Genomic DNA, 22,474 nt, shown 5'->3' on the forward strand with positions numbered 1-22,474 from the left:
GTTCAACACTTGAACAATGAGCTCAGAGACGCCGTGTATCGCAGTCTGCATGATGGACCCCAGAACGAAGCTCTGCTTCGGCTGTGGCCGCACGCTTCCGGAGATCGCGCGCTGGCACAAGATGGACCGCACGGAGCGGCTGTCGGTGATGGCGACGCTGCCGGCGCGCATGGCCGAGGCTGGGCTCGAGCGCATGGAGCCGCGTCCGAAGCGCGCGTGATCGGCGTTGCGGCGGGAGTGGCGCCGTGACCCGTATCCTCCTCGTCATCGTGCTGCTGATGGCAACCGCCGGCGCCGTCGTTGCCTATGGCGACCCCGAGCAGATCGCCCGCGCCAGGGAGAATCTGACCCAGATCTTCGGCCGCAGCATCACCGCCTCAGCCTCGACCTCCAGCTCCGCCCCCGCCGTGCAGATCGCGCGCGGCCAGGGCGGCGAGTTCGCGTTCCGCGCCAAGATCAACGGCGTCAGCGCCCCGATGGTGATCGACACCGGCGCGACCTCGGTCGTGCTGACCTGGGAAACCGCGAAAGCGATCGGGCTGCCGATCGATATGCTCGAATACAATGTCGACCTCGAGACCGCCGGCGGTCACACCAAGGCGGCGCGGCTGACGCTCGACCGGCTCGCGGTCGGCAAGCTGGTCGAGAAATCGGTGCCGGCGCTGGTGGTGCAGCGCGGGCAGATGAAGACCAACCTGCTCGGCATGAGCTTCCTCGACCGGCTCGAGAGCTGGGGCGTTCGCGCCGACACGCTGAGCCTGACCGGCTACCCCGACGTCACCGGCAGCATCAACACCTCAAGCCGCCACCGGCGCCCGCGCACGGCCGTCGACTAGCGCGACGGCGCCTACTCCACCGCTACCGGTCGTCGTCGTGGATCGACGACGGGTGCCGGCACAGCGGCGTGACCTGGATCTCCATGAACGGAAACAGCGGCAGGCTCGACAGGATGTCGTGCAATTCCTGCGCGCCGGACACGTCGAAGATGCTGACATTGGCGTAGCGCCCCGCCACCCGCCACAGATGGCGCCAGGCCCCCGTACGCTGCAGCTCCATGGCGCGGACTCGTTCCGCCTGTTTCAGAGCGTCGACCTTCTCGACCGGGAGATCGTGCGGAATCCGCACATCCATTTCGACGTGGAACAGCATGACAAGTGAACCCCTTCTGCGACAAGATGGAACGGCGTGGAGCCGCCACGCAACTGTGGCGGCTCCATTGATCCGTCTAACAGATCGTCAGCCCTGCACCAGACCGCGGCTGACGAGGTTGATGTCGTCAGGATTGACGAGATCCTTCGCCGTCCAACCGGAGACGTCGTAGTCGCTCATGCAATTGCGGACGAAATCCTGCATGGCGCCGAGATCGCCGGTGGCGCTCGCGGCCATCAGCGTCTCGACGCGCAGGTTCTCGTAATTGCCCGCATAGTTGCGCTCGTAGAGCTCATGCCGGCCGCCGAACTCGGAGCCGACAGCGTCCCAGAGCAGCTTCAGCAGCTTGATGCGGTCGATCGCGGCATAGCCGTTGGAGCCGCGCACGAAGCGGTCGAGATAGGGCCGGATCGCCTCGCTCTCCAGATCAGCCGAACTCGACGGCAGATAGATCAGGCCGCTCGCGACATGACGCTCGATCAATTCCTTGATCCGCGGATAGGCCATCGGCGCGAACACGCGATAGGCCAGCCCGTAGTTCAGGTTCGGCAGGTTGTAGCCATCGGTCCCCTGCCAGGCGATCGGCGATTTCACCATCGCATCCGCAATGCCGTGGAACAGATTGCGCCAGGCGATCACCTCGCCCACCGCCGTCTGCACGCCGCGAAAGTCCTTCGACCCGGTCGCCTCGACCGCCATCGAGAACAGGCCGGCGATGAAGTCGAGCTTGACGGCAAGCCGCGTCACGCCGTGCAGCGTGAACCGCGGGATGAAACCCGAGGCCGGGAAGAACTGGTTGATCTTGTCGACATCGCCATAGATGAAGACGTTCTCCCAGGGCACCAGCACCTTGTCGAACACGAGGATCGAGTCGTTCTCGTCGAAGCGGCTGGACAGCGGATAGTCGAACGGCGAGCCGGTCGCCGCCGCCGTGAATTCGTAGGACGAGCGGGCAATCAGCTTGATGCCCTTGGCATCCATCGGCGCCGTGAAGATCAGCGCGAACGACTTGTCCTTGATCGGAATACCGTAGTGGGCGATGAAGTTGTAGTGCGTCAGCGCCGAGCCGGTCGCGACCACCTTCGCGCCCGAAACGATCAGGCCGGCGTCGGTCTCCTTCTCGACATGCATGAAGACGTCGCGCACCTCCTCGATGGCGCGGTCGCGATCGATCGGCGGATTGACGATGGCATGATTCCAGAAGTCCAGACGCTCCTGGGTCCGGGCATACCACTTCTTCGCATTGCCGGCGTAATCGCCATAGAAGCTTGAATTCGCCCCCAGCGTGCCAAGGAACGACGCCTTGTAGTCCGGCGAGCGGCCCATCCAGCCGAACGCAACCTTCTGCAATTCGGCAATCGCATCGCGGCCCTTGACGAGGTCGTCGGCCGTCTTCGAGCCGAGGAAGAACGGATGGGTCAGCTGTCCCGAGCCGGTGTCGGTCAGGACGCCGATCTGATCCTTCTTCTCATGGAAACGGTCGTACCAGCGCGCCACCATCCGCGCCGAATTGCGGAAGGCTGGATGCTGGGTGACGTTCTTGACGCGCTCGCCGTAGATGTAGATTTCGCGGCCGTCCTGGATGCTGTCCAGGAATTCCGTGCCGGTATAGACGCTGGTGGTCGACGCAGGCACGTCGGCCCGCAGGGCTGCTGCAGTAGTCATGGGCTTCTCCTCCGCTTGTGTCGCTGGACCGGCGGCGTTGCCACACCGGCCTTAAGACCATCTCGTCACGCTCTTGAACGGCGTGACATCGGAGGAAACGCTACGCGCTCACCCGGAGCGGGCGAAAGGTATCACACCATACCGCGCAGACCGGCCCGGCTCGGGCTATGACTCGATGGCACGGACCGGACGGCAAGGATCGTTCGGCCGGCGCAAGGCCGCAGCTGATGCAGCACGGCAAGGGAGCGAACCATGGGCAAGGGTTTTGACAGCAGCGCTGTCGCTTTCCATCGCGATGGGGAATTGGCCCTCGACGCCTGCGTCGTGACCATCGGTGCATTTGACGGCGTTCACCGCGGCCATCAGGAACTGCTGCGGCAGACCATCGCGGCAGCGCGGCGCCGCAGCATTCCAGCCGTGGTCTACACCTTCGATCCGCCGCCAAAAGTGTATTTCGGCCAGGCCGAGCCGCTGATTTCGCTTCGCGAAAAGCTCGAGCGCATCGCAACATTCGCGCCCGACCACGTCGTCGTCGCCGATTTCAACCAGATCTACGTCCGGCGCACCGCACTCGATTTCCTCGCCGAGTTGCATAAGCTGCAACCGCGTGAAGTGATCGTTGGCGAGGATTTCCGCTTCGGGTCCTGCAAGGGCGGCACCGCCCTGCTGCTGCGGCAGCACTTCAACACGCGCATCCTGCCGCCGGTGCGCTGTGGCAATGGCGAGATCGTCTCCAGCAGCCGGATTCGCGCCTTGCGACGATCCGGCCTTGCCGCCGCCGCGGCAACGCTGGAAAACTGGAGAGATATCGTGACCGCGCCACCGGCCAACCGATCCGGTTTGGCCCAACTCGAGGTCGCAAGCCAATGACCGCCATCGATCCGCGAGAGTTGCGCAACGCCTGTGGCCAGTTCGGCACCGGCGTCACCATCATCACGACGCATTGCGAGGGCCGCGATCACGGCATGACGGCCAACGCCTTCATGTCGGTCTCGCTCGATCCGCCGCTGGTCGCGATCTCGATCGCGAAGAGCGCGAAGATGCTGTGCAACATCCAGAACACCGGCCGCTTTGCAGTCAGCATCCTCGCCGAGGGCATGGAGGATTTCGCCTGGCATTTCGCCGGCAAGCCAAGGCTCGACGTCTGCAACGTCTTCGAACGCCGCAGCGAGCTGCCTGTGATCGCCAACGCGGCGGCATACTTCGTGACCGATCTCGCCGATGAGATCGTCGCCGGAGACCACACGATCTTCCTTGGCCACGTCCGCGAGATGTCGCTGGAGCCCAGCAAGAAGCCGCTGCTGTTCTTCCGCGGCCGCTTCGGCGGCCTTGCCGATCCGCACCCTGCGCCCGCGACGCTGGAGAATGCCGCTTACGAATTTGTCTGGTGAGACCAGCAACCGATATTCCCGAAAACGGGAATGCAAGTTTGAGCAAACTGCAAGAAAAGGAGGAAACGACCATGCTGAACGTCAACAAGGACACCATCACCGACCACGTGATCGCCGCGCTCTCCAAGGACATTCCGGATCGCAACCGGCAGATCATGACGAGCCTGATCCGCCACATGCACGACTTCTGCAAGGAGGTCGACCTGACCTTCGCCGAGTGGTTCGCCGCATGCGAATTCCTGCGCCGCGCGGGCGACATCTCGGACGAGAAGCGCAACGAGTTCATCCTGATCGCCGACATCCTCGGCGTCGAGGTGCTGGTCGACATGCTTGACCATCGGGTCACCGACGGCGAGAGCGAGTCGACCGTGCTCGGACCGTTCTATCGGGAAAACCCGCCGGTGCTGCCCAAGGGCGCCTCCATCATCAAGAAGACGTTCGACAACGCGCAGACCGTCAAGGTCTCAGGGCGCATCAGCGACACCGCGGGGCGGCCGATCGAGGGCGTCACGATCGACGTCTGGGAAGACGCGCCGAACGGCCTCTACGACCTGCAGGATCCGGAACAGCCGGCCTACAATCTGCGCGGACGCTTCACGACCGACGCCAACGGCGAATATGCCTTCGTGGCGCTCCGCCCCGAGCCCTACCCGATCCCCTATGACGGCGCCGGCGGCGAGCTGCTGAAATACATGGGCCACCATCCCTGGCGTCCGGGCCACATCCATTTCATGCTTTCGAAGGACGGCTATCAATCGCTGATCTCGCAGATCTACGATTCCGAGACCAAGTACCTCGACAACGACTCGGTGTTCGCCGTGAAGCAGAGCCTGATCGGCAAGTTCGCCAAGGCCCCCGCCGGCGCCGACACCGATCTGGTTCTCAACTTCGACTTCAAGCTCAAGAAAGCCGCCGTCGAACGGCTCGTCGCGGCCGAGTAAGACCCGTTACGTCCTGCCAGGCCCATCTGCCTGGCAGGGCTCACTCTGAACTGACCTGCGAGGACATATGAGTCGTGCCGTGATCGAAATCGCCGAGCCCGTGGAGCGCGTGCAGGCTCACGCAAAGGACACTGCGATCCGCAGTATCCGCGCCACCATCGTGGAGGCGCCGACCCGCCGCCGGCACAAGCTCTCGAACACCGAAGTCACCCATCAGGGTTACGTGCTGGTGCGCGTCCTGCTCGACAACGGCGTGATGGGCATCGGCGAAGCATCGACGCTCGGCGGACCGCGCTGGGCCGAGGAGAGCGTGGAGTCGATCAACGCCGCGGTCACGAACTATCTGGCGCCGGCGCTGCTCGGACAGCCTGCGCTCGCCTTCGAAGCCAATGCCTTGCGCATGAGCAAGGCCGCCACCCGCAATTTCGCCGCTAAGGGCGCCATCGAGTCCGCCCTGCTCGACGCCACCGGCAAGACGCTGGGCCTGCCCGCCAGCGCGCTGCTCGGCGGCGCCGTGCGCGAACGCATGGAGGTGATCTGGGCGCTGGCCTCGGGCGACAGCGGCCAGGAGGTCGAGGAAGCCAAGGAGAAGCTGCGGCGCCGCGAACACCGCCAGTTCAAGATCAAGTTCGGCTTCAACCGCCCTCAGGTCGATCTGAAGCGGCTGCAAGCGTTGCGCGCCGGCCTCGGCGAGGAGGTGCGCCTGATCGTCGATGTCAACCAGGGCTGGACCGAGGCCGAATGCATCCGCTTCATGCCCGCGCTGGAGGAGCTGGATGTTGCCCTGATCGAACAGCCGGTGTCGGCGCTGCAACTGGAAGCGATGGCGCGGGTCGCGGCCCGCACTTCGATCCCGTTGCTAGTCGACGAAGCGGCTTTCACCAAGGAGGAAATCGCGCGCGCGGGCGCGATGGGCTGCGGCAGCGTCTACTCGCTGAAGCTCGTGAAGAGCGGCGGCCTGTTCGAGATGAAGCGCGCCGCTGCGGTCGCGGCCGCGCACGGGCTCGAGCTTTATGGCGGCTGCCTGCTGGAGAGCAGCATCGGCGCGGCGGCGCATCTCGCCGCCTTCGCCAGCCTGCCCAGGCTCGAATGGGGCACCGAGCATTTCGGTCCGCGAATCCTCGTGGAGGATCTGGTCGTCAACCCGATCAGGTTCGACGAGTTCGAAATCTGCGCCCCTGATGGCCCCGGTCTCGGCGTAGAGGTCGACGAGGACAAGATTCGCGCTTTCGCCCGGAAGGACTAGCCGGATGGCGTCGTTCCCGCGGACAATTGACAATCCACGGACCCACGCCCAGTCTTCGCGTCGGAACCATCGTCTCGATCGTGCGCACATGACCACGCGATATCGAACCCGGCAGGATTCTTCCGCCGCTTCCGCGGAAGCGCGCGAACAGGCGTTCGGCTAGCCGTGACCGATCGCGACGATGTCATGGATCTCAGGCGGCTGGTCTATTTCGTCGCCGTCGCCGAGGAATTGCATTTCGGCCGCGCCGCATCGCGGCTTGCGATTGCGCAGCCGCCGCTCAGCCGGCAGATTGCGCAACTCGAGAGCGATCTCGGCGTCATGCTGATCGACCGGAGCCGCAGCCAGATCCGGCTGACCCAGGCCGGCAGCGTTCTGCTGGAACGTGCGCGCGACGTGCTGGAACGGCTCGACCGGACGCACCGCGAGATCAAGCGGATCGGCGAAGGCTTTTCCGGGCACCTCCGCGTCGCCTTCGTCGGATCGGCGACCTATGGCGTGTTGCCGAGCGTGATCCAGGCGTTTCGGTCGGCCTATCCTGACGTCGAGCTCGCGCTGTCGGCGATGAACAACGCCGAGCAGAAGCGCGCGGTGATCCAGCGCGAGATCGATATCGCCATCGCCCGCCCCTCGCTCGACGACGAGGAGCTGAAGTCGGAGCCGCTGCTGCAGGAGCCGCTGATCCTCGCGCTCTCAGACACTTCGCCCTTGCTCGAGCAAAAGGTCCCGCGGCTGGCGGCGCTGAAGGCCGAGACGTTCGTCCTCTACCCGCGCAAGCCGCGCCCGAGCTTCGCCGACCACATCCTCAATATCTGCCTCGAAGAAGGCTTCATTCCGAAATCGCAGGTGCTGGCGCAGGACTACCAGACCGCGATCAGCCTGGTGTCGGTCGGCGTCGGCATCGCGCTGGTGCCGAAATCGGTCTCGGAGGCGGAGCGGCCCGGCGTCGCCTACCGTGCCTATGAGGGACACAATCCGGGTACTGCGCTGTCGCTGAACTACCGGCGCGACAACCGGATGCCACATCTGTTCAATTTCCTGAAGGTCGCACAGGACGTCACGCGGCGTCAGCGCAAGCCGTAGAGCGTTTTCGAGCGAAGTGGATACCGGTTCGCGTGAAGAAAACGCGTCAAAACAAGGAATCTGGCGCCCTCAGGCAGCGACCGCCGCCGGCGCGCGATCGTCAACGCGTGCGATCGCCTCGCGCAGCACGTCGATGTCAGCCCCCGGCCGAACGCCGTTCTCCGCGAGGTGCCTGCGGAACGCACGCGCACCGGGGACGCCATGGAAGGCGCCGACGAAATGCCGCGTGATCGAATGCAGCCGCGTGCCCTCGGCAAGCTGCCGCTCGATATAGGGCAGCATCTCCGCGAACACGTCCTTCATCGTCGCGTGCGGCGCAGTCTCGCCGAACAGCTCGGAATCGACGGTGAGCAGCCGCCACGGCTCCTGATAGGCCGCCCGCCCCAGCATCACGCCATCGACATGCGCCAGATGCCGCATTGCCTCGGCAAGGCTGGTGATGCCGCCGTTGATGATGATGGGTACATCCGGCAACGCCGCCTTGAGGCGATAGACCCGATCGTAGTCGAGCGGCGGGATGTCGCGGTTCTCCTTCGGCGACAATCCGTTGAGCCAGGCCTTGCGCGCGTGCACGACGAGCGCATCCGCGCCGGCGGCAATCACCCCGCGCGCCAGCGTGTCGAGCGCGACCTCCGGATCCTGGTCGTCGATGCCGATCCGGCACTTCAGCGTGACGGGAATCCGCACCGCACGCTTCATCGCCGCAACGCCTTCGGCGACCAGCGCGGGCTCGGCCATCAGGCAAGCGCCGAAGCGGCCATCCTTCACCCGATCGGAGGGACAGCCGACATTGAGATTGATCTCGTCGTAACCGAACTGCTCGCCGATCTCTGCGGCGGTCACGAGATCGCGCGGATCGGAACCGCCGAGCTGCAGCGCCACCGGATGCTCGCTGGCATCGAAGCCGAGCAGCCGGGCCCGGTCGCCGTGGATGATGGCGCCGGTCGTCAGCATCTCCGTATAGAGCCGCGCCCGCCGCGACATCAGCCGATGGAAGACCCGGCAATGCCGGTCGGTCCAGTCCATCATCGGGGCGACGGAAAATTTCCATGTCATCTCAATTGCCTAGCCGCAACATCGGTTCAATGCAACATGATGTTTCGGAGCGCTGCCCGGCCGAAACAGGCCCGGCCCAACCAAAATATCGAAAACAACCCCATGCAAAGTAGCTTCGCCATTGCAGGGAGCTCAACGGAGGCGGTCAGAACTGTACCGGCTACCCGGGAAGTCGACAGACATCCGGATGCAGCAGCGGCGCCTCCTTGATCCAGATTTTCGCGCCCTGCGGGCCCACCGTCGCCTTCAGGTCGACGCCGGCGGGTAGCCGACCCCAGCCCTGCGGCTGCAGCGTCTCGCCCCCGATCGTTAGTCCCCCCGATAGAATAAAGAACTCGAGCCCGCGCGCGTTCGCAAGGCTGATCGTCTCACCCGGTCGCCAGTCTTCAAGGCGGACCTCTTCGTCGCCGTCCTTAAATAGAATGCTGACGCTGCTTGCACCGGGGCGCGGCGCAACCTGCTGGCCCTCACCTGGCTGACGCACGACCTGGGTCTGGTCCTCGTCCCGGAACTGCCAGAGCCGCACGAAGATGGTGCAGCCGTCCTTCGAGGCGGGGACATGTGACGTCCCCGGAGGGTTGCGGAAGTAGCTGCCCGCGGGATAGTCGCCATGCTCATCCTGAAAGGTACCTTCAAGGACGACAATCTCTTCTCCGCCGCCATGCGTATGACGCGGGAAGGCGCTACCGGGAGCATAGCGCACGATCGAGGTGGCGTGCGCGACTTCGCCGCCAATGCGGAACAGCATGCGCCGATCCACGCCGGCCGACGGACTGGCCACCCAGTCCAGCTTCGAGGCGTGAACGATAACGGGCTTCGACAGATCATCGTTGATGCGCATCGTTACTCTCCCTCAGCTAGCGCCATCCGAAACCCACCGCTTCGCCATTTCGGATCTCTTGGCCAGTGCAGGTCCCTAAACCAGGACGACCCGTGTCCAGTCGCCCTTGGCCAAACCATCGAAGCCGCGCGCGATGGGCACCACCATGTCCGCGGCGGGTCCCTTCGGGTTCTCGATGATCCTCGCCAAGGCCTCCGCGTCGCCGGCCATTGCAAAGGCGAGCGCGCTGTGCATGTCGGCAAAGATGATCCCCGAGTTGGGAAACCACTTCGCCGCATACTGGCTGATCTCGCTCCACAGTTCCGGATATCGCGGCTCGCCCGCCATCTCGGCGCGCGCAAGGAACGAGGCGCAATCCGTGAGGACATTGATTTGCGGCCCCCACGAGCCGCCCGGATGCAGCGCCTCACGATAGATCTGCCAAGCTTGATCCCGCCTGCCGGTCTCCAGCGACCACAGGGCAAGATGCCAACTGATATGGCAATGCAGTTGCGCCTCGCGCGGGTAAGCGGCGTTCCATTGCTCGAGATAAGCCAGCCCCTCCTCGCGCTGTCCTTTCTCATAGAACAGATGGGCCTTGATATGCGCAGCGTGAGCGTTGCGGGGACAACCACGAAGTGCGGTCTCGATATTCCTGAAACCACTGTCGAGCCTGTGCAGCTCGATTTCGGCAAACGCGAGCACCGTTCGAAACCACCAGTCATCGCCGTAATGGCTTGCAAGCGGCTCCAGCATCGCCAGTTGCTCAACCTCGCGGCCTGACTTGCCCGAGAAGCCGATCAAGCCGAAGACACCGGTGGCCGGTGCCAGCACCATGGCATCGCGCGGCCACTGCTTGATATGTTCGGCGATCGCCGAAACCGCCGCAGCGCCTTGACCACTCAGGATCTTGGCAAAGATCGCAATATGACCTTGCTCGCGCGAAGTCGTCGCCGGCGCTAGCGCGATCGCGCGTTCGCGCGGCGCTTTGACTTCGTTGCCGCGACCGAGCAGTTGCAGGGTTCGCGCAAGCGCGATGTGCGCCAGAGCGAAACCTTCGTCGGCGGCGATCGCGTCGCGGAATGCCTGGTCAATTCCCGATCCGGCCGAGAGCAGCTTGTCGACGCCGGCGACATATGCGTCGCGGGCGGCGGCAGAGCTTGTGCTCAAGGGGTTACCGTACCGGTCTTCAAGAATGCGCACCCGATTTCCCATCGAACTCTCGGTCATTTTGATGACACTCCCTCCATGGAAACCTGCTTGGCCTTGGCTTGCCGCCGGCGGCGCTCGTCACCCAGCTTGAGCAGCCGCTCTCGATCCTCTGGATTTACTCTTCCATACCGGGGCCGCCAAAGGGAACCCTCCTCCTTCCACGCAAATGGCGCTTTCACAGTCGTTCGCGGCGCCGTCGCCGTGTCAAAAAGGGCGAGCGCCTGGCGCATGATTTCGCGCTGCATGTCCGGTCGCCAGGGATGCCCGCAAGGATTGCCCAGCGGGAAATCCGTGAAAAAGAACCGTGGCGCGCCGCAGTGCTCCACGACATCCTGCGCCGAGCCGACAATGACCGTCGGGATGCCGTTCGCTTCCAGATGCCGGGCCACCAAGCTTACGGTCTGATGACACACGGGGCAAAGGGGGCAAAGGATCGCAGCATCAGCCCCGTCTTTTCGAACCCTTGCCAGGATTTCAGGTGCATCCTCCGCGTTCGTTTTCCGTTGGCTGTATTCTGTCGGCACGCCGTGAAAATGCCGGGTCAGTCCAACGAGGGCGCCTTCGCCGACCAGTCCGAAGGCGGCTTCTACCGGCAGGAAGCTGCCCGGGTCGTTGGTGTGGGTCGACTCCTTGTCCCACGCAACGTTGTCGGTAAACAGCTTCCTCGGCGGCGGCGAAACCACACCCGACCACACCCGTTTGACGCCGTCAAAATCCGGCGGACTGGCCGTGGTAATCAGTGCGATACGCAGGTCCGACGACGGTTTGGCAGGTTTGGTGAAGGGGACATCATCATAGGTCGCCCAGACATAGTCGTTGTCGTAACCAAGGGCACGGTAATATTGGCGCGTTCGCTCCATATATTGAACTGGGGATTCCGCTACGCTCATGTGGATTCTCCTCGAGACGCTAACTTGGTCGTGCGGCGGGCCGGTATGAAAAGCCGATGAGTGCCAGCAACGCGGCAAGCAGTGGTGCGAACGACAGCATCAGGACGGTCGACCAGCCGAAGGACGACAGCAGCCCGCCCGAAAGGAAGGAGCCGACGGTCATCGTGCCGAAGACCACGAAGTCATTGAGCGACTGAACGCGCGCCTTTTCCTCGGGACGATGGCACTCCAGAACCATCGCGGAGGCGCCGATGAAGCCGAAGTTCCAGCCGATCCCGAGCAGGCTCAGCGTCGCCCAGAAATGCACAACATCGATGCCGAGCAGGCCCACCGACGAAGAGGCCGCAATCAGCATCAGCCCGACCGCGACGATCGCGGATGCGCCGAAGCGCGTGATCAGGCGGCCGGTCCAGAAACTCGGGGCATACATCGCGATGACGTGCCACTGCAGACCGACATTGGCCGATTCCTGAGGCAGCCCGCAGAGCTTCATCGCCAGCGGGGCAGCGGTCATGAGGAAATTCATGAGCAGGTAGGAGACGACCCCGCAGATCACGGCCAGGATAAAGCGCGGCTGCCGGGCAATGACAGCGAGCGGCCTTCCGGCGTTGAGATGCGTTGCAGTCAGTGGAGGAAGCTCAACGCCCGCCAGAATGACCGCGGAGAGCGCGGCAACCGTCGCCTGGCCGACAAACGTCGCGGCAAAGAGGTACGGCGCCCACAGGTTCATGGTGTGCGTCACAAGCTGTGGACCGATCACACCGGCGAACACACCGCCAGCCATCACGGCCGAGAGCGCGCGCGGACGCCGTTCAGGTGCTGCGCAATCGGCCGCCGCAAAGCGGAAAGAGAGCACCACGGCCGCATAGACGCCGCCAAAGAAGGTCCCGGTGCAGAATAGCGGGAACGACGCGTTGAGTACCGCCAGGAGCGCAATCAAGCCTGCGAGGACGCCGCTGCCTGCACCGAGCAGGAATGTCGTGCGCCGGCCGTAGCGCTGCGCGACAACGCCCGCCGGCAGCGTGCACAGAGCCATGCCGACGACAAAAACCGAGACCGGCAGCGTCGCAAGTGCTTTGGTGGGCGCCAGCATGTCGCCGACCACGGCCCCGGTTGCGTAGACGACCGTGGAATTGGCGCCTGCGAGGGCCTGGGCGACAGCCAGCCTTGCGACATTGTTGCGCTCTCGGCGAATGGCGGTCGGCGCCTCATGGCTGGGAGCGGAAAAATTGAAGTTCACGCTGCGGCTTGCTCCGCCGTTAGATGTCCGTCGACGGGACGTCGCCGATCAGACCGGTGGCCGGTCCACCGGGCCGTGGATCACCGCGTGGGAGTTAAGGAGAAATCGCTGGACTTTTCCTTCTACAGATTGCCAATTTATGTCGATGAAACGTCACATTTCGCCAAGGAACGCCGGCTGGAGGACGGTCGATGCCCCGCAGGGCCTCGGATCACCGAAGCCTTTGATCGTTCGGGTGCAGTCCCTTCCCGCGAGGAGCTACTTCGCCGAACACAGTCACAGCTGGAATCAGCTGGTCTACGCGATCTCAGGCGCGCTCACCGTGAAGGCGGATGGACGGCGCGTCGTCATTTCTCCGGAACAGGCCGTCTGGCTGCCGGCCGGTACGAAGCATTCGGTCGGCTCGCTGATGGGAGCGGAATTCCGGAGCCTCTGGGTCGCCAATACTGCCAGCCAAGGCATGACGTCCGGCACGACCGTCATCCATGTGTCCCCGCTCCTGCGGACGCTCATCGTGGAAGCCGCGTCGCTGAAAGGTGAGGATCATTGCTACGCCGCTCGCGTTATCGCGCTCATCCTCGATCAGTTGCGGCGGGCGACGCCGATCTCGGCAGCGTTACCTTGGCCCACCCACCCGGGCTTGCTGGCCCTCTGTGAAACCCTCTACGCCGATCCTGCGAATCCGCGCCACGCCGATAGATGGGGGCGTGAGATTGGCATGTCGCAGCGAACCTTGACGCGACACTTCGAGCGCGAAGTCGGCATGAGCTTGCGTGCATGGCGTCAGCGTCTGCGCCTGCTCAAGGCTATCGAATTGTTGGGCAGTGACCTGCCGATCACGGAGATCGCGTTGCGTCTGGGTTATTCATCGGCCTCAGCATTCATATTCATGTTTCGCTCTGAAATGCGCGTTAGTCCCCTGCAACATCGGCGCAATCTAAGCCACGCAGCCAGCAGAGGGACTTCATCAAGGCATCGATCCGGACCTCAAGGTTCGCCCCACCGATCGCGCTGACCCTTCAGCCGCAGGGACTCGTTGGAAACCGCGGTTCAGTTCGGAACAGGCGGAATACGGTCGTCCGGACCAGGGGGACGCTCGCTTGTGCGCCGCTCTCAATGGCGAGGTAAGCGCGAGCCGTCCCTGCCCCGTCATCCAGCGAAAACGACGACCATGATCGATCCCCAGGTTGTCAGCAGAATATTGGAGATCGGATAGGCGGGCGTGTAGCCAAGCACCACAACGGAGCTGCCCGAGCGCTCCTGAATGGCCGCCATCGCGGCCGTCACCGTCTGTGCGCCGGTCAATGCACCGAGCAGGAGGATCGGGTTCATGCGCAACACGAAATGGCCGAAGCAGAAGCCGGCGATCTGCGGCAACAGGGTGACGATCATGCCGCCCAGCAGCAGCCCGATGCCCGACTCGCGTATCGCGGAAAGGAAGATCGGCCCGGCATGAATCCCGGTCAGACCGACGAACGCAGCCAGTCCGAGCGACGTCATCAGGCTGATGGCGCCGTCGGGGATCCGGCCGAAATAGGGCAGACGCGTACGGAGGTAGCCGACCAGAAGTCCGGCGAGCAGCGTGCCGACGCTGGTGCTCAGCGAGATGGTGATGCCGCCGACCGAAAAGCTTATGAGAACGCCAAGGAGGCCGCCGAGGAAAATCGCGAGCCCCAGCACCACGAAATCGATCGTGGTGCTCGGCGCGACGATGACGCCGATGCTCTTGGCCGCGTTCTGCACCACGGCTTCGGGACCCACGATGCCCAGCAGATCGCCGCGCTCCAGAACCGTGCCCGCAGCGATCGGAAGCGCTTCACCGCCCCGGCTCACGGAGCGCAGATAAAGGCCGCGCGTCCAGTCTTGTTCAGACGCCTGCTGGAGGCTGCTGCCCGCGAGCTTCGCGTTGATCAGGAACACGTCCGCCGCGACCACGGGGATATCGAGGAGCTCCCGGTCCTCGACCTCCTCCCCGCGCGGTCCGATCAGTTCGACGATGATCTGGCGCGGCGCCGACAGCGCGACGACATCGCCTGCCGCCAGCACCGTTGCAGGCTCCGCCTCGAGGACGCGCTCGCCGCGACGGATACGGTGGATGAATACACGTTGCCCGGGCACGCGCGTTTCGGCGGCCGCAACTGTCAGTCCGACGATCGCAGCGTGAGCATCCAGCCGGTAGGCGCGCAGTTCGAACTTGCGCCAGGCCGACGCGAGGCCGGGCTTGGCGCGCGTGATGCCCAAGGTCTGCTCCAGCTTGAGCGCCTCCGCCTTCAGATCGATTTTCAGCAGCGCCGGAACGACAATGGTGCAAAACGTGATCACGCCGGCATAGCCGAAGATGTAGCAGACCGCATCCGCGACCGCGATATGCGAGACAAACAACGCGCGCTGTGCCTCGGACACAGGCAGGGAATTGACCGCGTCGGTCGCCGTACCCATTGCAGCGCTCTGGCTGAGCGCGCCCGACAGGAGCCCGGCGGCAAAGCCGGGGTCGAGCCGCAGCACGCGTGCCACGACGATCGCCGCCGCAAGACCGGTGAGGCTCACGACAACGGCCATCAGCATCGGCTTCAGCCCGTCGCGCTTCATCGCCAGCACGAATTGCGGACCGACCGAATAGCCGACCCCGAACAGGAACAGCAGGAACAGGAACGATTTGGTCATGCTCGAGACGGGCACATGCGCGAAATCGCCGACCGCGAGTCCTGCGAACAGCGCGCCCGTCACCGGGCCAAGGCTGAACGCGCCGATCTTGAAGCTCCCGATCCAGTAGCCCGCCGCGATCACCAGGAACAGCGCGAGCTCCGGATAACGAACGAGAAATTGCGCCAGCCAGCTCAACATCGTCTCAACACGGTCCCGGGCCGCGACTATGTCATCATCATCACCAGCACCATGCCCCAGATCGTCAGCAGCGTGTTTCCGACCGCGTAGGTGACGGTGTAGCCAAGACCGGGAATCTGGCTCTTCGCTCGGTCGTTGATCATGCCGAGCGAAGCGGTCGTGGTGCGCGCGCCGGAGCAGCATCCGAGCAGGATCGCGTCGTGGAAGCGGAACACGTATTTGCCGACGAACATCGCCAGGATCAGCGGCACGGTGGTCACGACGACGCCCCAGAGGAACAGGCTGAAGCCGAGCTTTTGCAGGCCGGCGACAAATCCCGGGCCCGAGGAGATTCCGACTATGGCAATGAAGACGTTCAGGCCGACCGAGTTCATGAACCACACGGTGGGTGACGGGATGCGGCCGAAGGTCGGATGCACGGACCGGAGCCAGCCGAAGAACAGGCCGGAGATCAGCGCGCCGCCGGAGGTGGACAGCGTCAGCGGCACGCTTCCGATCTTGTAGACGAAGGCGCCGACCAGGGCGCCGATCGCAATCGCGGCGCCGATGAAGGCGACGTCGGCAACGTCGGTCGCGCGGTCGGGCCGGCCCAGCATCCTTGTGGTGGCGGCGACGTCGGCCGTGCGGCCGACCAGCGTCACGATATCGCCCCGATTGATCTTGGTGTTCGGCAGGATCGGAATCTCGGTCGCGATCGCGCCGCGGACGATCCTGCGCAGGAACACGCCGCGGGCGCCCGGTGCCTTCGCCAGTTCCTCCAGCGTCTTGCCGTCAACGTCCTTGCTGGTCACGTAAACATCGACGCCCTCGATCGGAACCGCCAGCAGCTCGCGATCGTCAACTTCCTCGGCCTGCTCGCCGATCAGTTGCACCAGCACATCGCGGCGGCCGGCCACGGCTACGACATCGCCTGCATGAATCACGGTGTCGGAGGTCGCCTCCACGATCTTCCCGCCTTGCCGGAGCCGGAGGACGAAGATGCGATGATCGGGGATCAGCGCCTCAGCCTGCTCGACGGTCTTGCCGACGACGGGCCCACGCTCGCGAACGCGGAAGGCACGCAGATCGAACTGGTGCCAGGCCGTGCCTGGCCCGCCCAGCTCCTTCTTGCCGCCATGCTCCTCCTCATATTGCTTGCATGCGGTCTCGAGATCGATCCCGAGCAGCGCAGGCCCGAGCAGCGCCAGCACGATCGCCGACCCAACTGTGCCGAAAATATAGGTCACGGCATAGGCGACCGGCATGGCATCGAGCAGCTTCTTGGCTTCGTCGGCGGGCAGACCAAGGCGATTGATGGCGTCGGTCGCGAGCCCCATCGACGCGGAAATCGTCTGCGAGCCGGCATAGAGCCCGATGGCCGATCCGACGTCGTAACCGGCGAGCTTGGCGCCGAGATACGCAGACAGCAGACAGAAGACGCAGACCACCGCCGCGAAAACCGCCTGCGGGACGCCGTCCTGCGCGATGCCGCGCACGAATTGCGGTCCGACACCGTAACCGATTGCAAACAGGAACATCAGAAAGAAGAACGGCTTAAGCGGCCCTGATATGGTGATCCCGATCTGGCCGATGATGACAGCGGCGACCAGTGTCGCGGTGACCGCGCCCAGTCCAAGCCCCTTGTAGGTGAAGGAACCGAAATAGTAGCCCAGGGCCAGCGAGAGGAAGATCGCAATTTCGGGATAGGTGCGGAGCGTCTGGAAGAGCCAATCGATCATGATGTCACCCGTTCATGCTGTCCCGGGGCTTCGGCGTGCGCCCGCTTCGATCTCGTGCGGGGGTGCCGAAAAGGGCGAGCAACCGTATCGGTCGACATCAGACGGCGGTTGGCGAGCTGGATGTTGATCTATGTCAACTGCCGCTGCGAGAGCCTCGCGATTTCATGATCTTGCCGACACTACGCATGCGCCGCGCACTTGCATCGTGAGCGGCGATCCGTCGCAGCGATCGCATCGCCTGTTGACTTAGATCAAGGCTCGTAACCGGTCGCCGATCATGCTGCGCGCGATTGCGCAGGCAACAGAGCCTGTCGCCTCCATTCCAACAGCCTGCATCGCCCCCGGGAGTGTCAAATGGCCGATCTTCTGACCCTGAAGAAATTCGAGGCGTTGAGCCCCTTCGAGATCAAGGACGAACTGATCAACCTCGCCAAGAGCAATTCGAAGCGGAGCCAGATGCCGTTCCTGAACGCCGGGCGGGGCAATCCAAACTGGGTGGCCACGACGCCGCGCGAAGGCTTCTTCCTGCTGGGACAATTCGCCATCACCGAGAGCAAGCGGGTGATGGAACATCCGGCGGGCATCGGCGGCATGCCCCAGGCAAACGGCATTGCCGCGCGGTTCGAGGCCTGGCTCAAGCAGCACAAGGACATGCCGGGCGCGAGCTTCCTGACCGAGATGCTGCCCTTTGCGGTCAAGAAATTCGGCTTCGCCCCCGACGCCTTCGTCCACGAGCTGGTGGATTCGATCATCGGCGACAATTACCCGGTGCCGGACCGTATGCTGGTGCACAACGAAAAGATCGTGCACGAATACCTGATGTGGGCGGTTTGCGGCGAGCCCCGGCCGGCCGGGAAGTTCGACATCTATGCGGTCGAGGGCGGCACGGCGGCGATGTGCTACCTCTTCAAGTCGCTGAAGGCCAACCGGCTGCTGGTGCCCGGCGATACGATCGCGCTGGCGACGCCGATTTTCACGCCCTACATCGAGATGACGCACCTGGAAGACTACGACCTGAAGGTGGTTCAGATCAGGGCTCCGCAGGAGAACAAGTTCCAGTTCACCGACGAGGAGATCAAGAAGCTGGAGGATCCGAAGATCAAGGCCTTCTTCGTGGTCAATCCGTCCAACCCTCCGGGGATGGCGTTGAGCAAGGAGACGGTTGCCAAGCTGGCCAATCTGGTCAAGACCAAGCGCCCCGACCTGATGATCCTCACCGACGACGTCTACGGCACCTTCGTGCACGGCTTCCGTTCGCTGCTGGGCGAGCTGCCGCACAACACCATCGGCGTCTACTCCTATTCGAAGTATTTCGGCTGCACGGGATGGCGGTTGGGGGCCATCGCCATCAACGAGGACAACATCTTCGACAAGATGATCGCCAAGCTTCCGGACGAGGCCGTCAAGGCGCTCGACAAGCGCTACGGGCCGCTTACGCTCGAACCGCGCAAGCTCAAGCTGATCGACCGCATCGTCGCCGACAGCCGCGACGTGGCGCTCAATCACACCGCAGGATTGTCGTTGCCGCAGCAGGTGATGATGAGCCTGTTCTCGCTCGCGGAGATGATGGACGTGAACAAGGCCTATCAGGCGGCCTGCATGGAGATCGTCAACAAGCGCCTGTGGTCGATGCTCGACGGCCTCGGGCTGGCCGACAAGCTGAGCCCGAATCCCAACTATGATGCCTACTACGCCCTGATCGATTTCGAGTTCTGGGCCCGAAAGAACATCGGCGACGATGCGGTCGAATACCTGAAGAAGACCGTCCATCCGCTGGACCTGGCGTTCAGGCTGGCCGAAGCCCACGGGATCGTGCTGTTGAACGGCGGCGGATTCGATGCGCCCGAATGGTCGCTTCGCGTGTCGCTCGCGAATCTGCCTGACGATGTCTATGATGATATCGGGCGCGGCGTTCGGACGATCGCCAGAGGCTATCGCGACGCCTACGAGGCAGCGAAGGGCGGAGCCGCAAAGCGCTGACAGCGGCGCTTGCCGCGCATTGAGCGTCTGATCCGGCAGTGATGAAGCAAAGCAAGAGCCCCGGCGATGGTGCCGGGGCTCAATTTACATGGGATCGCGAAGATCAGTATCTCGCGACGACCGGCCCGCCGAACCGATAGTTCAGGCGTATCGTCAGCAGATCCACGTCCTGTCCGATCCGGTTGGCAGCACCCGCCACGATGGGATTGACGACCGAGAACGTGTTGTTCGCATCGCCCATGAAGAGGCGGTCATATTCGAGCCCGACGGACCAGTTCGGGGTGAAGCCGTATTCGAAGCCGACGCCGACCGAGCCGCCCCAACGGGTCGATGTCGCCGACGCGACCCCAATTCCGCCGACCGTGGTCCAGATGTCATAGCGATTGCTGGTGACCGCGGCACCGCCCTTCACGTAGAACAGCGCGGCATCCCAGGCCCAGCCGAGCTGGCCGGTGAAGAGACCCAGTCCGTCGGTCTTCGTTGTCGTCGAGAACCTCGGATCGATCAGGCTGAGGCGCGAGCTCTTCAGGTCCGCCCAATCACCCTGTCCTTCCAGGCCGAAGACAAACTGCCCTGCCTGCCAGCGATAGCCGAGTTGTCCGCCGAAAACGCCACCGGAGCGCGAGCTGCACCCGTCGGCCACGACACCTCCCAGGGCGGGGAGGAAATCCCAGCAGGTGCGGCTCTCACCCCAACCGCCATTCGCACCGATATAGAAGCCGGTCCAGTTGTAGACCGGCGGAGGGACCGGCACAGGCGCCGCCTTGACGGCCATGTCAGCCGACAATGCCGGCGTGGCCATGCCGACAATCGCGGCGACAGAAAGCAAGAATCTCTTCATGGAACGATCTCCGGGTCTCTTCGCGTTAATCGAGAAAAGCAGTCCTTGCGCCCACCCAATCGGGGCAATGGTTGAAGCCTAGATGTGAGTCACGAATAAGCACGTGCCAAAATGGCAACACTCAAGGGCAATCGAACAGCGTGCTCGGGCTCCGCGTTCAACTTCGGTGCAGCACGAAGCTCGTTCTGGCGAAGAGGAGCCGGCTCACTGTTCGACGAGCCAATCGGCGATGTTCTGCGAGGGGATCAATTGCCTGGGGAGGTGAGGATTGATGGTGCCGGCAAACACGACCAGCCCTTCGTCCAGTTTTGACCGTGCGAATGCCTTGGCTTCCGATTCGCTGGCAAATGTCCTGGTCTCGCGAGGACTGCGCGCCCTTCGAGCCAATAGACCACGTCGGCGAATTTCATAAGTGACATACCAGATGGCCGACACCGCGACACCGGGCAAGAGCAAACAGCCCTAGCGACACACCATCAGGCCGGTGGCCGCGCCTTGACCTCGGTCAAGGGCGCGGTCCGTAAAAATACGGGCGCCGCAGCCCGGGTTGAGGGAGAAGCGGTTCGATCGGAAGCGCGCGTGAACCGCGACCAGCCTGCCGACCGCTGGCATTGCCGGCTTCACCTCCGACCAAGAAGGACAGGGATGCTGTCCGCTGCCTGCGCGTTCGCAACGACGATGATCAGCGCCAGTTCTTTTGCATCGCATTCATCACGGTGTCTGTCTTGTGCGACTTGCAGTACTTGCCGATGACCTTGCCGTTCCGCTCGACGTAGCGAAAATCGACGACGGTCAGGTTCTTCGATGCGCTGAAATAGCCCGACATCCAGGAGCTGATCAGCGTTTGTCGTTCCTGGTCCGACTCCAGCAGTTGCTTGCAGGTAATGAGGGACAGATCGACGACGACTTGCGCTTTGGCCACGACGCTCGTGGCGAGGAATGCAACGGTCGCAATTGCAAGAATCGATGGTTTCATTGTTATCTTCCAACCCTGTTTGATCACTGGCCGGCCGTAGAGCGCTCAAGGCCGGCCATCACGGTCTGAGTGGGATTGGTGGCGCACCACGCCTTTACGCTTGCGACATTTCGCGCATACGCGTTGAGATCGACGAAGACGTATCCCTTCTTTTGATTGAACCAGCCACTCATCCAGGCAGAAAATACGGAAGAATCGCCCGGGGACATGGCGAGGTATTGCGAGCAAGTGATCCGCGCCATATCGATGCTGGTCTGCGCTTGCAGCGGACCCGACAACGCCGCACCGGCAAGAGCCAGGCACACAGTGATTTTGTTCATTCGATTTCTCCCAAGCTCCGTGCACAGTGATTTCTATCCAGCGATCTGCGCCCTCACTGACAGACAAGGACCGGAGTCTTTGCTTGCGTCAGCACCTTGTTTGTCACACTGCCGATGAGAAGCTTGGAGAGCCCGCTCCGCCCGTGCGATGACATAACGATGAGATCGCAGCCCTTATCCGCGGCTGCTGCGATGATGGCTTGATGGGGTTGCCCGCTCTCGGCCTGGCTTGCCTCGCAGGGAACGCCGGCCTCCCTGGCCGCGTGTGCGGCGCGATCCAGCGCGCTCGTGGCCTCTTCCTTGCGTATCTCGGCAAATCTCGCGAGCAGATCACGGTACCGCCCTCCTATTTCCGAGAGCGGCTCAACGACGAAGATGACCGATACTTTGGCTCCGACGGATTTCGCCAGCGCCAACCCGTGCTTCACCCCTTGCTCCGCCAGTTCCGACCCATCTGTCGGAATGAGAATGTGCCGGTACATGCCTTCACCTCGCGGTTATCTGGATTATCGCCGCCCGCCGAATGCAAGCTGAACCTGAGCCTCGGACCTGGCCTTGAGATAGATCAATCCATCGCTCAGCGCCGCACACCGGACGCTGGTCGTCGCGCGGCGGAGGCACCTTCCACCTGCGGCCATCTGAGGCAGGGCGAATCGAGCCCGAGCTCAGCGCAGCGAGATCGTGAGCCCGCCCAGATTGGCGGCGAATTCCAATCCTGCCTTCGGCCCTTTGAGCATCAGAGCCACGCCGTGTTCATTTCGCAGGCTCACCCCGCCTACGCCACCGGCCCATGCGCCACCCGCTCCGACCAGCGCGTAGCTGCCGGCGAAATCGTTGACGTCCCTGATGCCTGAGGCGGTGCCCTCCAGCCAGGTCACCGACGCACCGGCGGTCACGCCGAGGCTGAAGCCGGACGCGATGAACCGATAGTGCCGCCCGCGATAGGTCAACGTGCCGCTGCCGCCGCCGCCGCCCACGACGAGCGCGGCCTTCACGAACTTGACCTGGACGTGGCCAACGGCCTGGGCGAAGCATGGCGCGACCAGCAGGACCATCGCGACAAACGCCAGTATGACGGAACGGATCATGGATCGCGTCACTG

General features: G+C 63.6%; 24 protein-coding genes. 9 read left to right on the forward strand and 15 right to left on the reverse strand.

The window, feature by feature from the left end; genetic code table 11:
• Nucleotides 1-16 precede the first annotated feature (16 nt).
• Entirely contained in the window at nucleotides 17-220 is a 204-nt protein-coding gene (locus QA635_RS25985; RefSeq protein ID WP_026192618.1) for a DUF1289 domain-containing protein, read from the forward strand.
• A gap of 25 nt (nucleotides 221-245) precedes the next feature.
• Entirely contained in the window at nucleotides 246-836 is a 591-nt protein-coding gene (locus QA635_RS25990; protein ID WP_028344537.1) for a TIGR02281 family clan AA aspartic protease, read from the forward strand.
• A gap of 22 nt (nucleotides 837-858) precedes the next feature.
• Here QA635_RS25990 and catC read toward each other — a convergent pair whose 3' ends face one another.
• Nucleotides 859-1,149 carry a muconolactone Delta-isomerase gene (gene catC, locus QA635_RS25995; protein ID WP_253587165.1) on the reverse strand — a complete coding sequence of 97 codons (291 nt, stop codon included), beginning with the start codon at nucleotides 1,147-1,149 and terminating at the stop codon, nucleotides 859-861.
• A gap of 87 nt (nucleotides 1,150-1,236) precedes the next feature.
• The gene (locus tag QA635_RS26000) at nucleotides 1,237-2,814 is read right to left on the reverse strand and encodes a 4-hydroxyphenylacetate 3-hydroxylase N-terminal domain-containing protein (protein ID WP_076826432.1); all 1,578 of its coding nucleotides are present in this window, start codon (nucleotides 2,812-2,814) and stop codon (nucleotides 1,237-1,239) included.
• 252 nt (nucleotides 2,815-3,066) lie between these two features.
• On the opposite strand from QA635_RS26000, the gene QA635_RS26005 reads away from it, so the two are divergent.
• From QA635_RS26005 to QA635_RS26025, 5 genes are all read left to right on the forward strand, one after another.
• Nucleotides 3,067-3,684, forward strand: a complete 618-nt coding sequence (locus QA635_RS26005) for an FAD synthetase (RefSeq protein ID WP_283062163.1) — start codon at nucleotides 3,067-3,069, stop codon at nucleotides 3,682-3,684.
• Nucleotides 3,681-4,205 (forward strand): flavin reductase family protein, encoded by a 525-nt coding sequence (locus QA635_RS26010; RefSeq protein WP_283062165.1) that lies wholly within the window; start codon nucleotides 3,681-3,683, stop codon nucleotides 4,203-4,205. Before QA635_RS26005 ends, QA635_RS26010 begins: the two co-directional genes overlap by 4 nt.
• Nucleotides 4,206-4,276: 71 nt before the next feature.
• Nucleotides 4,277-5,146, forward strand: coding sequence for an intradiol ring-cleavage dioxygenase (locus QA635_RS26015; RefSeq protein ID WP_026192615.1), 870 nt, complete (start codon nucleotides 4,277-4,279; stop codon nucleotides 5,144-5,146).
• Between the two features lie 67 nt (nucleotides 5,147-5,213).
• Nucleotides 5,214-6,392: a muconate/chloromuconate family cycloisomerase gene (locus tag QA635_RS26020; protein WP_283062170.1), complete on the forward strand. Its 1,179-nt coding sequence runs from the start codon at nucleotides 5,214-5,216 to the stop codon at nucleotides 6,390-6,392.
• A 165-nt stretch (nucleotides 6,393-6,557) separates the two neighbouring features.
• Complete coding sequence (locus QA635_RS26025; protein WP_283062172.1) at nucleotides 6,558-7,475, forward strand: LysR family transcriptional regulator; 918 nt, start codon at nucleotides 6,558-6,560, stop codon at nucleotides 7,473-7,475.
• Nucleotides 7,476-7,544: 69 nt separating this feature from the next.
• Here QA635_RS26025 and dusA read toward each other — a convergent pair whose 3' ends face one another.
• The 5 genes from dusA to QA635_RS26050 form a co-directional block, all read right to left on the reverse strand.
• Nucleotides 7,545-8,531, reverse strand: a complete 987-nt coding sequence (dusA, locus tag QA635_RS26030) for a tRNA dihydrouridine(20/20a) synthase DusA (protein WP_283062175.1) — start codon at nucleotides 8,529-8,531, stop codon at nucleotides 7,545-7,547.
• A 160-nt stretch (nucleotides 8,532-8,691) separates the two neighbouring features.
• Complete coding sequence (locus QA635_RS26035) at nucleotides 8,692-9,372, reverse strand: cupin domain-containing protein (protein ID WP_283062177.1); 681 nt, start codon at nucleotides 9,370-9,372, stop codon at nucleotides 8,692-8,694.
• A gap of 75 nt (nucleotides 9,373-9,447) precedes the next feature.
• Nucleotides 9,448-10,581, reverse strand: a complete 1,134-nt coding sequence (locus QA635_RS26040) for a tetratricopeptide repeat protein (protein ID WP_283062179.1) — start codon at nucleotides 10,579-10,581, stop codon at nucleotides 9,448-9,450.
• Nucleotides 10,578-11,453 carry a glycine reductase gene (locus tag QA635_RS26045; protein WP_283062181.1) on the reverse strand — a complete coding sequence of 292 codons (876 nt, stop codon included), beginning with the start codon at nucleotides 11,451-11,453 and terminating at the stop codon, nucleotides 10,578-10,580. The genes QA635_RS26040 and QA635_RS26045 overlap by 4 nt, the downstream gene beginning before the upstream one ends.
• A 19-nt stretch (nucleotides 11,454-11,472) precedes the next feature.
• Nucleotides 11,473-12,648, reverse strand: coding sequence for an MFS transporter (locus QA635_RS26050; protein WP_283071809.1), 1,176 nt, complete (start codon nucleotides 12,646-12,648; stop codon nucleotides 11,473-11,475).
• 34 nt (nucleotides 12,649-12,682) lie between these two features.
• Here QA635_RS26050 and QA635_RS26055 point away from each other — a divergent pair, with 34 nt between their 5' ends.
• Nucleotides 12,683-13,708, forward strand: coding sequence for an AraC family transcriptional regulator (locus tag QA635_RS26055; RefSeq protein ID WP_283062183.1), 1,026 nt, complete (start codon nucleotides 12,683-12,685; stop codon nucleotides 13,706-13,708).
• Between the two features lie 134 nt (nucleotides 13,709-13,842).
• Here QA635_RS26055 and aspT (QA635_RS26060) read toward each other — a convergent pair whose 3' ends face one another.
• Complete coding sequence (gene aspT, locus QA635_RS26060) at nucleotides 13,843-15,537, reverse strand: aspartate-alanine antiporter (RefSeq protein ID WP_283071811.1); 1,695 nt, start codon at nucleotides 15,535-15,537, stop codon at nucleotides 13,843-13,845.
• A gap of 26 nt (nucleotides 15,538-15,563) precedes the next feature.
• Nucleotides 15,564-17,255, reverse strand: a complete 1,692-nt coding sequence (gene aspT / locus QA635_RS26065) for an aspartate-alanine antiporter (RefSeq protein WP_283062185.1) — start codon at nucleotides 17,253-17,255, stop codon at nucleotides 15,564-15,566.
• A gap of 354 nt (nucleotides 17,256-17,609) precedes the next feature.
• Here aspT (QA635_RS26065) and aspD point away from each other — a divergent pair, with 354 nt between their 5' ends.
• Nucleotides 17,610-19,235: an aspartate 4-decarboxylase gene (gene aspD / locus QA635_RS26070; protein WP_283062186.1), complete on the forward strand. Its 1,626-nt coding sequence runs from the start codon at nucleotides 17,610-17,612 to the stop codon at nucleotides 19,233-19,235.
• A gap of 103 nt (nucleotides 19,236-19,338) precedes the next feature.
• On the opposite strand, the gene QA635_RS26075 is transcribed toward aspD, so the two are convergent.
• The 6 genes from QA635_RS26075 to QA635_RS26100 form a co-directional block, all read right to left on the reverse strand.
• Nucleotides 19,339-20,076 (reverse strand): outer membrane protein, encoded by a 738-nt coding sequence (locus QA635_RS26075; protein ID WP_283062188.1) that lies wholly within the window; start codon nucleotides 20,074-20,076, stop codon nucleotides 19,339-19,341.
• Nucleotides 20,077-20,280: 204 nt separating this feature from the next.
• Nucleotides 20,281-20,511 (reverse strand): hypothetical protein, encoded by a 231-nt coding sequence (locus tag QA635_RS26080; protein ID WP_028344998.1) that lies wholly within the window; start codon nucleotides 20,509-20,511, stop codon nucleotides 20,281-20,283.
• Between the two features lie 247 nt (nucleotides 20,512-20,758).
• On the reverse strand, nucleotides 20,759-21,052 hold the full coding sequence (locus tag QA635_RS26085; RefSeq protein ID WP_283062190.1) for an HdeA/HdeB family chaperone: 294 nt from the start codon (nucleotides 21,050-21,052) through the stop codon (nucleotides 20,759-20,761).
• A gap of 23 nt (nucleotides 21,053-21,075) precedes the next feature.
• Nucleotides 21,076-21,372, reverse strand: coding sequence for an HdeA/HdeB family chaperone (locus tag QA635_RS26090; protein ID WP_028334156.1), 297 nt, complete (start codon nucleotides 21,370-21,372; stop codon nucleotides 21,076-21,078).
• A 53-nt stretch (nucleotides 21,373-21,425) separates the two neighbouring features.
• Nucleotides 21,426-21,854: a universal stress protein gene (locus tag QA635_RS26095; RefSeq protein ID WP_283062192.1), complete on the reverse strand. Its 429-nt coding sequence runs from the start codon at nucleotides 21,852-21,854 to the stop codon at nucleotides 21,426-21,428.
• A 183-nt stretch (nucleotides 21,855-22,037) separates the two neighbouring features.
• On the reverse strand, nucleotides 22,038-22,460 hold the full coding sequence (locus tag QA635_RS26100; RefSeq protein WP_283062194.1) for a hypothetical protein: 423 nt from the start codon (nucleotides 22,458-22,460) through the stop codon (nucleotides 22,038-22,040).
• Nucleotides 22,461-22,474: the final 14 nt, after the last annotated feature.

Source organism: Bradyrhizobium brasilense (assembly GCF_029714345.1).
GTDB classification, from domain to species: Bacteria; Pseudomonadota; Alphaproteobacteria; order Rhizobiales; family Xanthobacteraceae; genus Bradyrhizobium; species Bradyrhizobium australafricanum.

What these genes read in the sequence shown, in the direction of transcription:
- QA635_RS26100 (WP_283062194.1), bottom strand. Translation starts at nt 22,460, where the DNA reads ATGATCCGTTCCGTCATACTGGCGTTTGTCGCGATGGTCCTGCTGGTC.
- QA635_RS26085 (WP_283062190.1), bottom strand. Translation starts at nt 21,052, where the DNA reads ATGAAACCATCGATTCTTGCAATTGCGACCGTTGCATTCCTCGCCACG.
- catC (WP_253587165.1), bottom strand. Translation starts at nt 1,149, where the DNA reads ATGCTGTTCCACGTCGAAATGGATGTGCGGATTCCGCACGATCTCCCG.
- QA635_RS26010 (WP_283062165.1), top strand. Translation starts at nt 3,681, where the DNA reads ATGACCGCCATCGATCCGCGAGAGTTGCGCAACGCCTGTGGCCAGTTC.
- QA635_RS26090 (WP_028334156.1), bottom strand. Translation starts at nt 21,372, where the DNA reads ATGAACAAAATCACTGTGTGCCTGGCTCTTGCCGGTGCGGCGTTGTCG.
- aspD (WP_283062186.1), top strand. Translation starts at nt 17,610, where the DNA reads ATGGCCGATCTTCTGACCCTGAAGAAATTCGAGGCGTTGAGCCCCTTC.
- QA635_RS26035 (WP_283062177.1), bottom strand. Translation starts at nt 9,372, where the DNA reads ATGCGCATCAACGATGATCTGTCGAAGCCCGTTATCGTTCACGCCTCG.
- aspT (WP_283062185.1), bottom strand. Translation starts at nt 17,255, where the DNA reads ATGATCGATTGGCTCTTCCAGACGCTCCGCACCTATCCCGAAATTGCG.
- QA635_RS26095 (WP_283062192.1), bottom strand. Translation starts at nt 21,854, where the DNA reads ATGTACCGGCACATTCTCATTCCGACAGATGGGTCGGAACTGGCGGAG.
- aspT (WP_283071811.1), bottom strand. Translation starts at nt 15,537, where the DNA reads ATGTTGAGCTGGCTGGCGCAATTTCTCGTTCGTTATCCGGAGCTCGCG.
- QA635_RS26000 (WP_076826432.1), bottom strand. Translation starts at nt 2,814, where the DNA reads ATGACTACTGCAGCAGCCCTGCGGGCCGACGTGCCTGCGTCGACCACC.
- QA635_RS26045 (WP_283062181.1), bottom strand. Translation starts at nt 11,453, where the DNA reads ATGAGCGTAGCGGAATCCCCAGTTCAATATATGGAGCGAACGCGCCAA.
- QA635_RS26005 (WP_283062163.1), top strand. Translation starts at nt 3,067, where the DNA reads ATGGGCAAGGGTTTTGACAGCAGCGCTGTCGCTTTCCATCGCGATGGG.
- QA635_RS26015 (WP_026192615.1), top strand. Translation starts at nt 4,277, where the DNA reads ATGCTGAACGTCAACAAGGACACCATCACCGACCACGTGATCGCCGCG.
- QA635_RS26075 (WP_283062188.1), bottom strand. Translation starts at nt 20,076, where the DNA reads ATGAAGAGATTCTTGCTTTCTGTCGCCGCGATTGTCGGCATGGCCACG.
- QA635_RS26020 (WP_283062170.1), top strand. Translation starts at nt 5,214, where the DNA reads ATGAGTCGTGCCGTGATCGAAATCGCCGAGCCCGTGGAGCGCGTGCAG.
- dusA (WP_283062175.1), bottom strand. Translation starts at nt 8,531, where the DNA reads ATGACATGGAAATTTTCCGTCGCCCCGATGATGGACTGGACCGACCGG.
- QA635_RS26040 (WP_283062179.1), bottom strand. Translation starts at nt 10,581, where the DNA reads ATGACCGAGAGTTCGATGGGAAATCGGGTGCGCATTCTTGAAGACCGG.
- QA635_RS25985 (WP_026192618.1), top strand. Translation starts at nt 17, where the DNA reads ATGAGCTCAGAGACGCCGTGTATCGCAGTCTGCATGATGGACCCCAGA.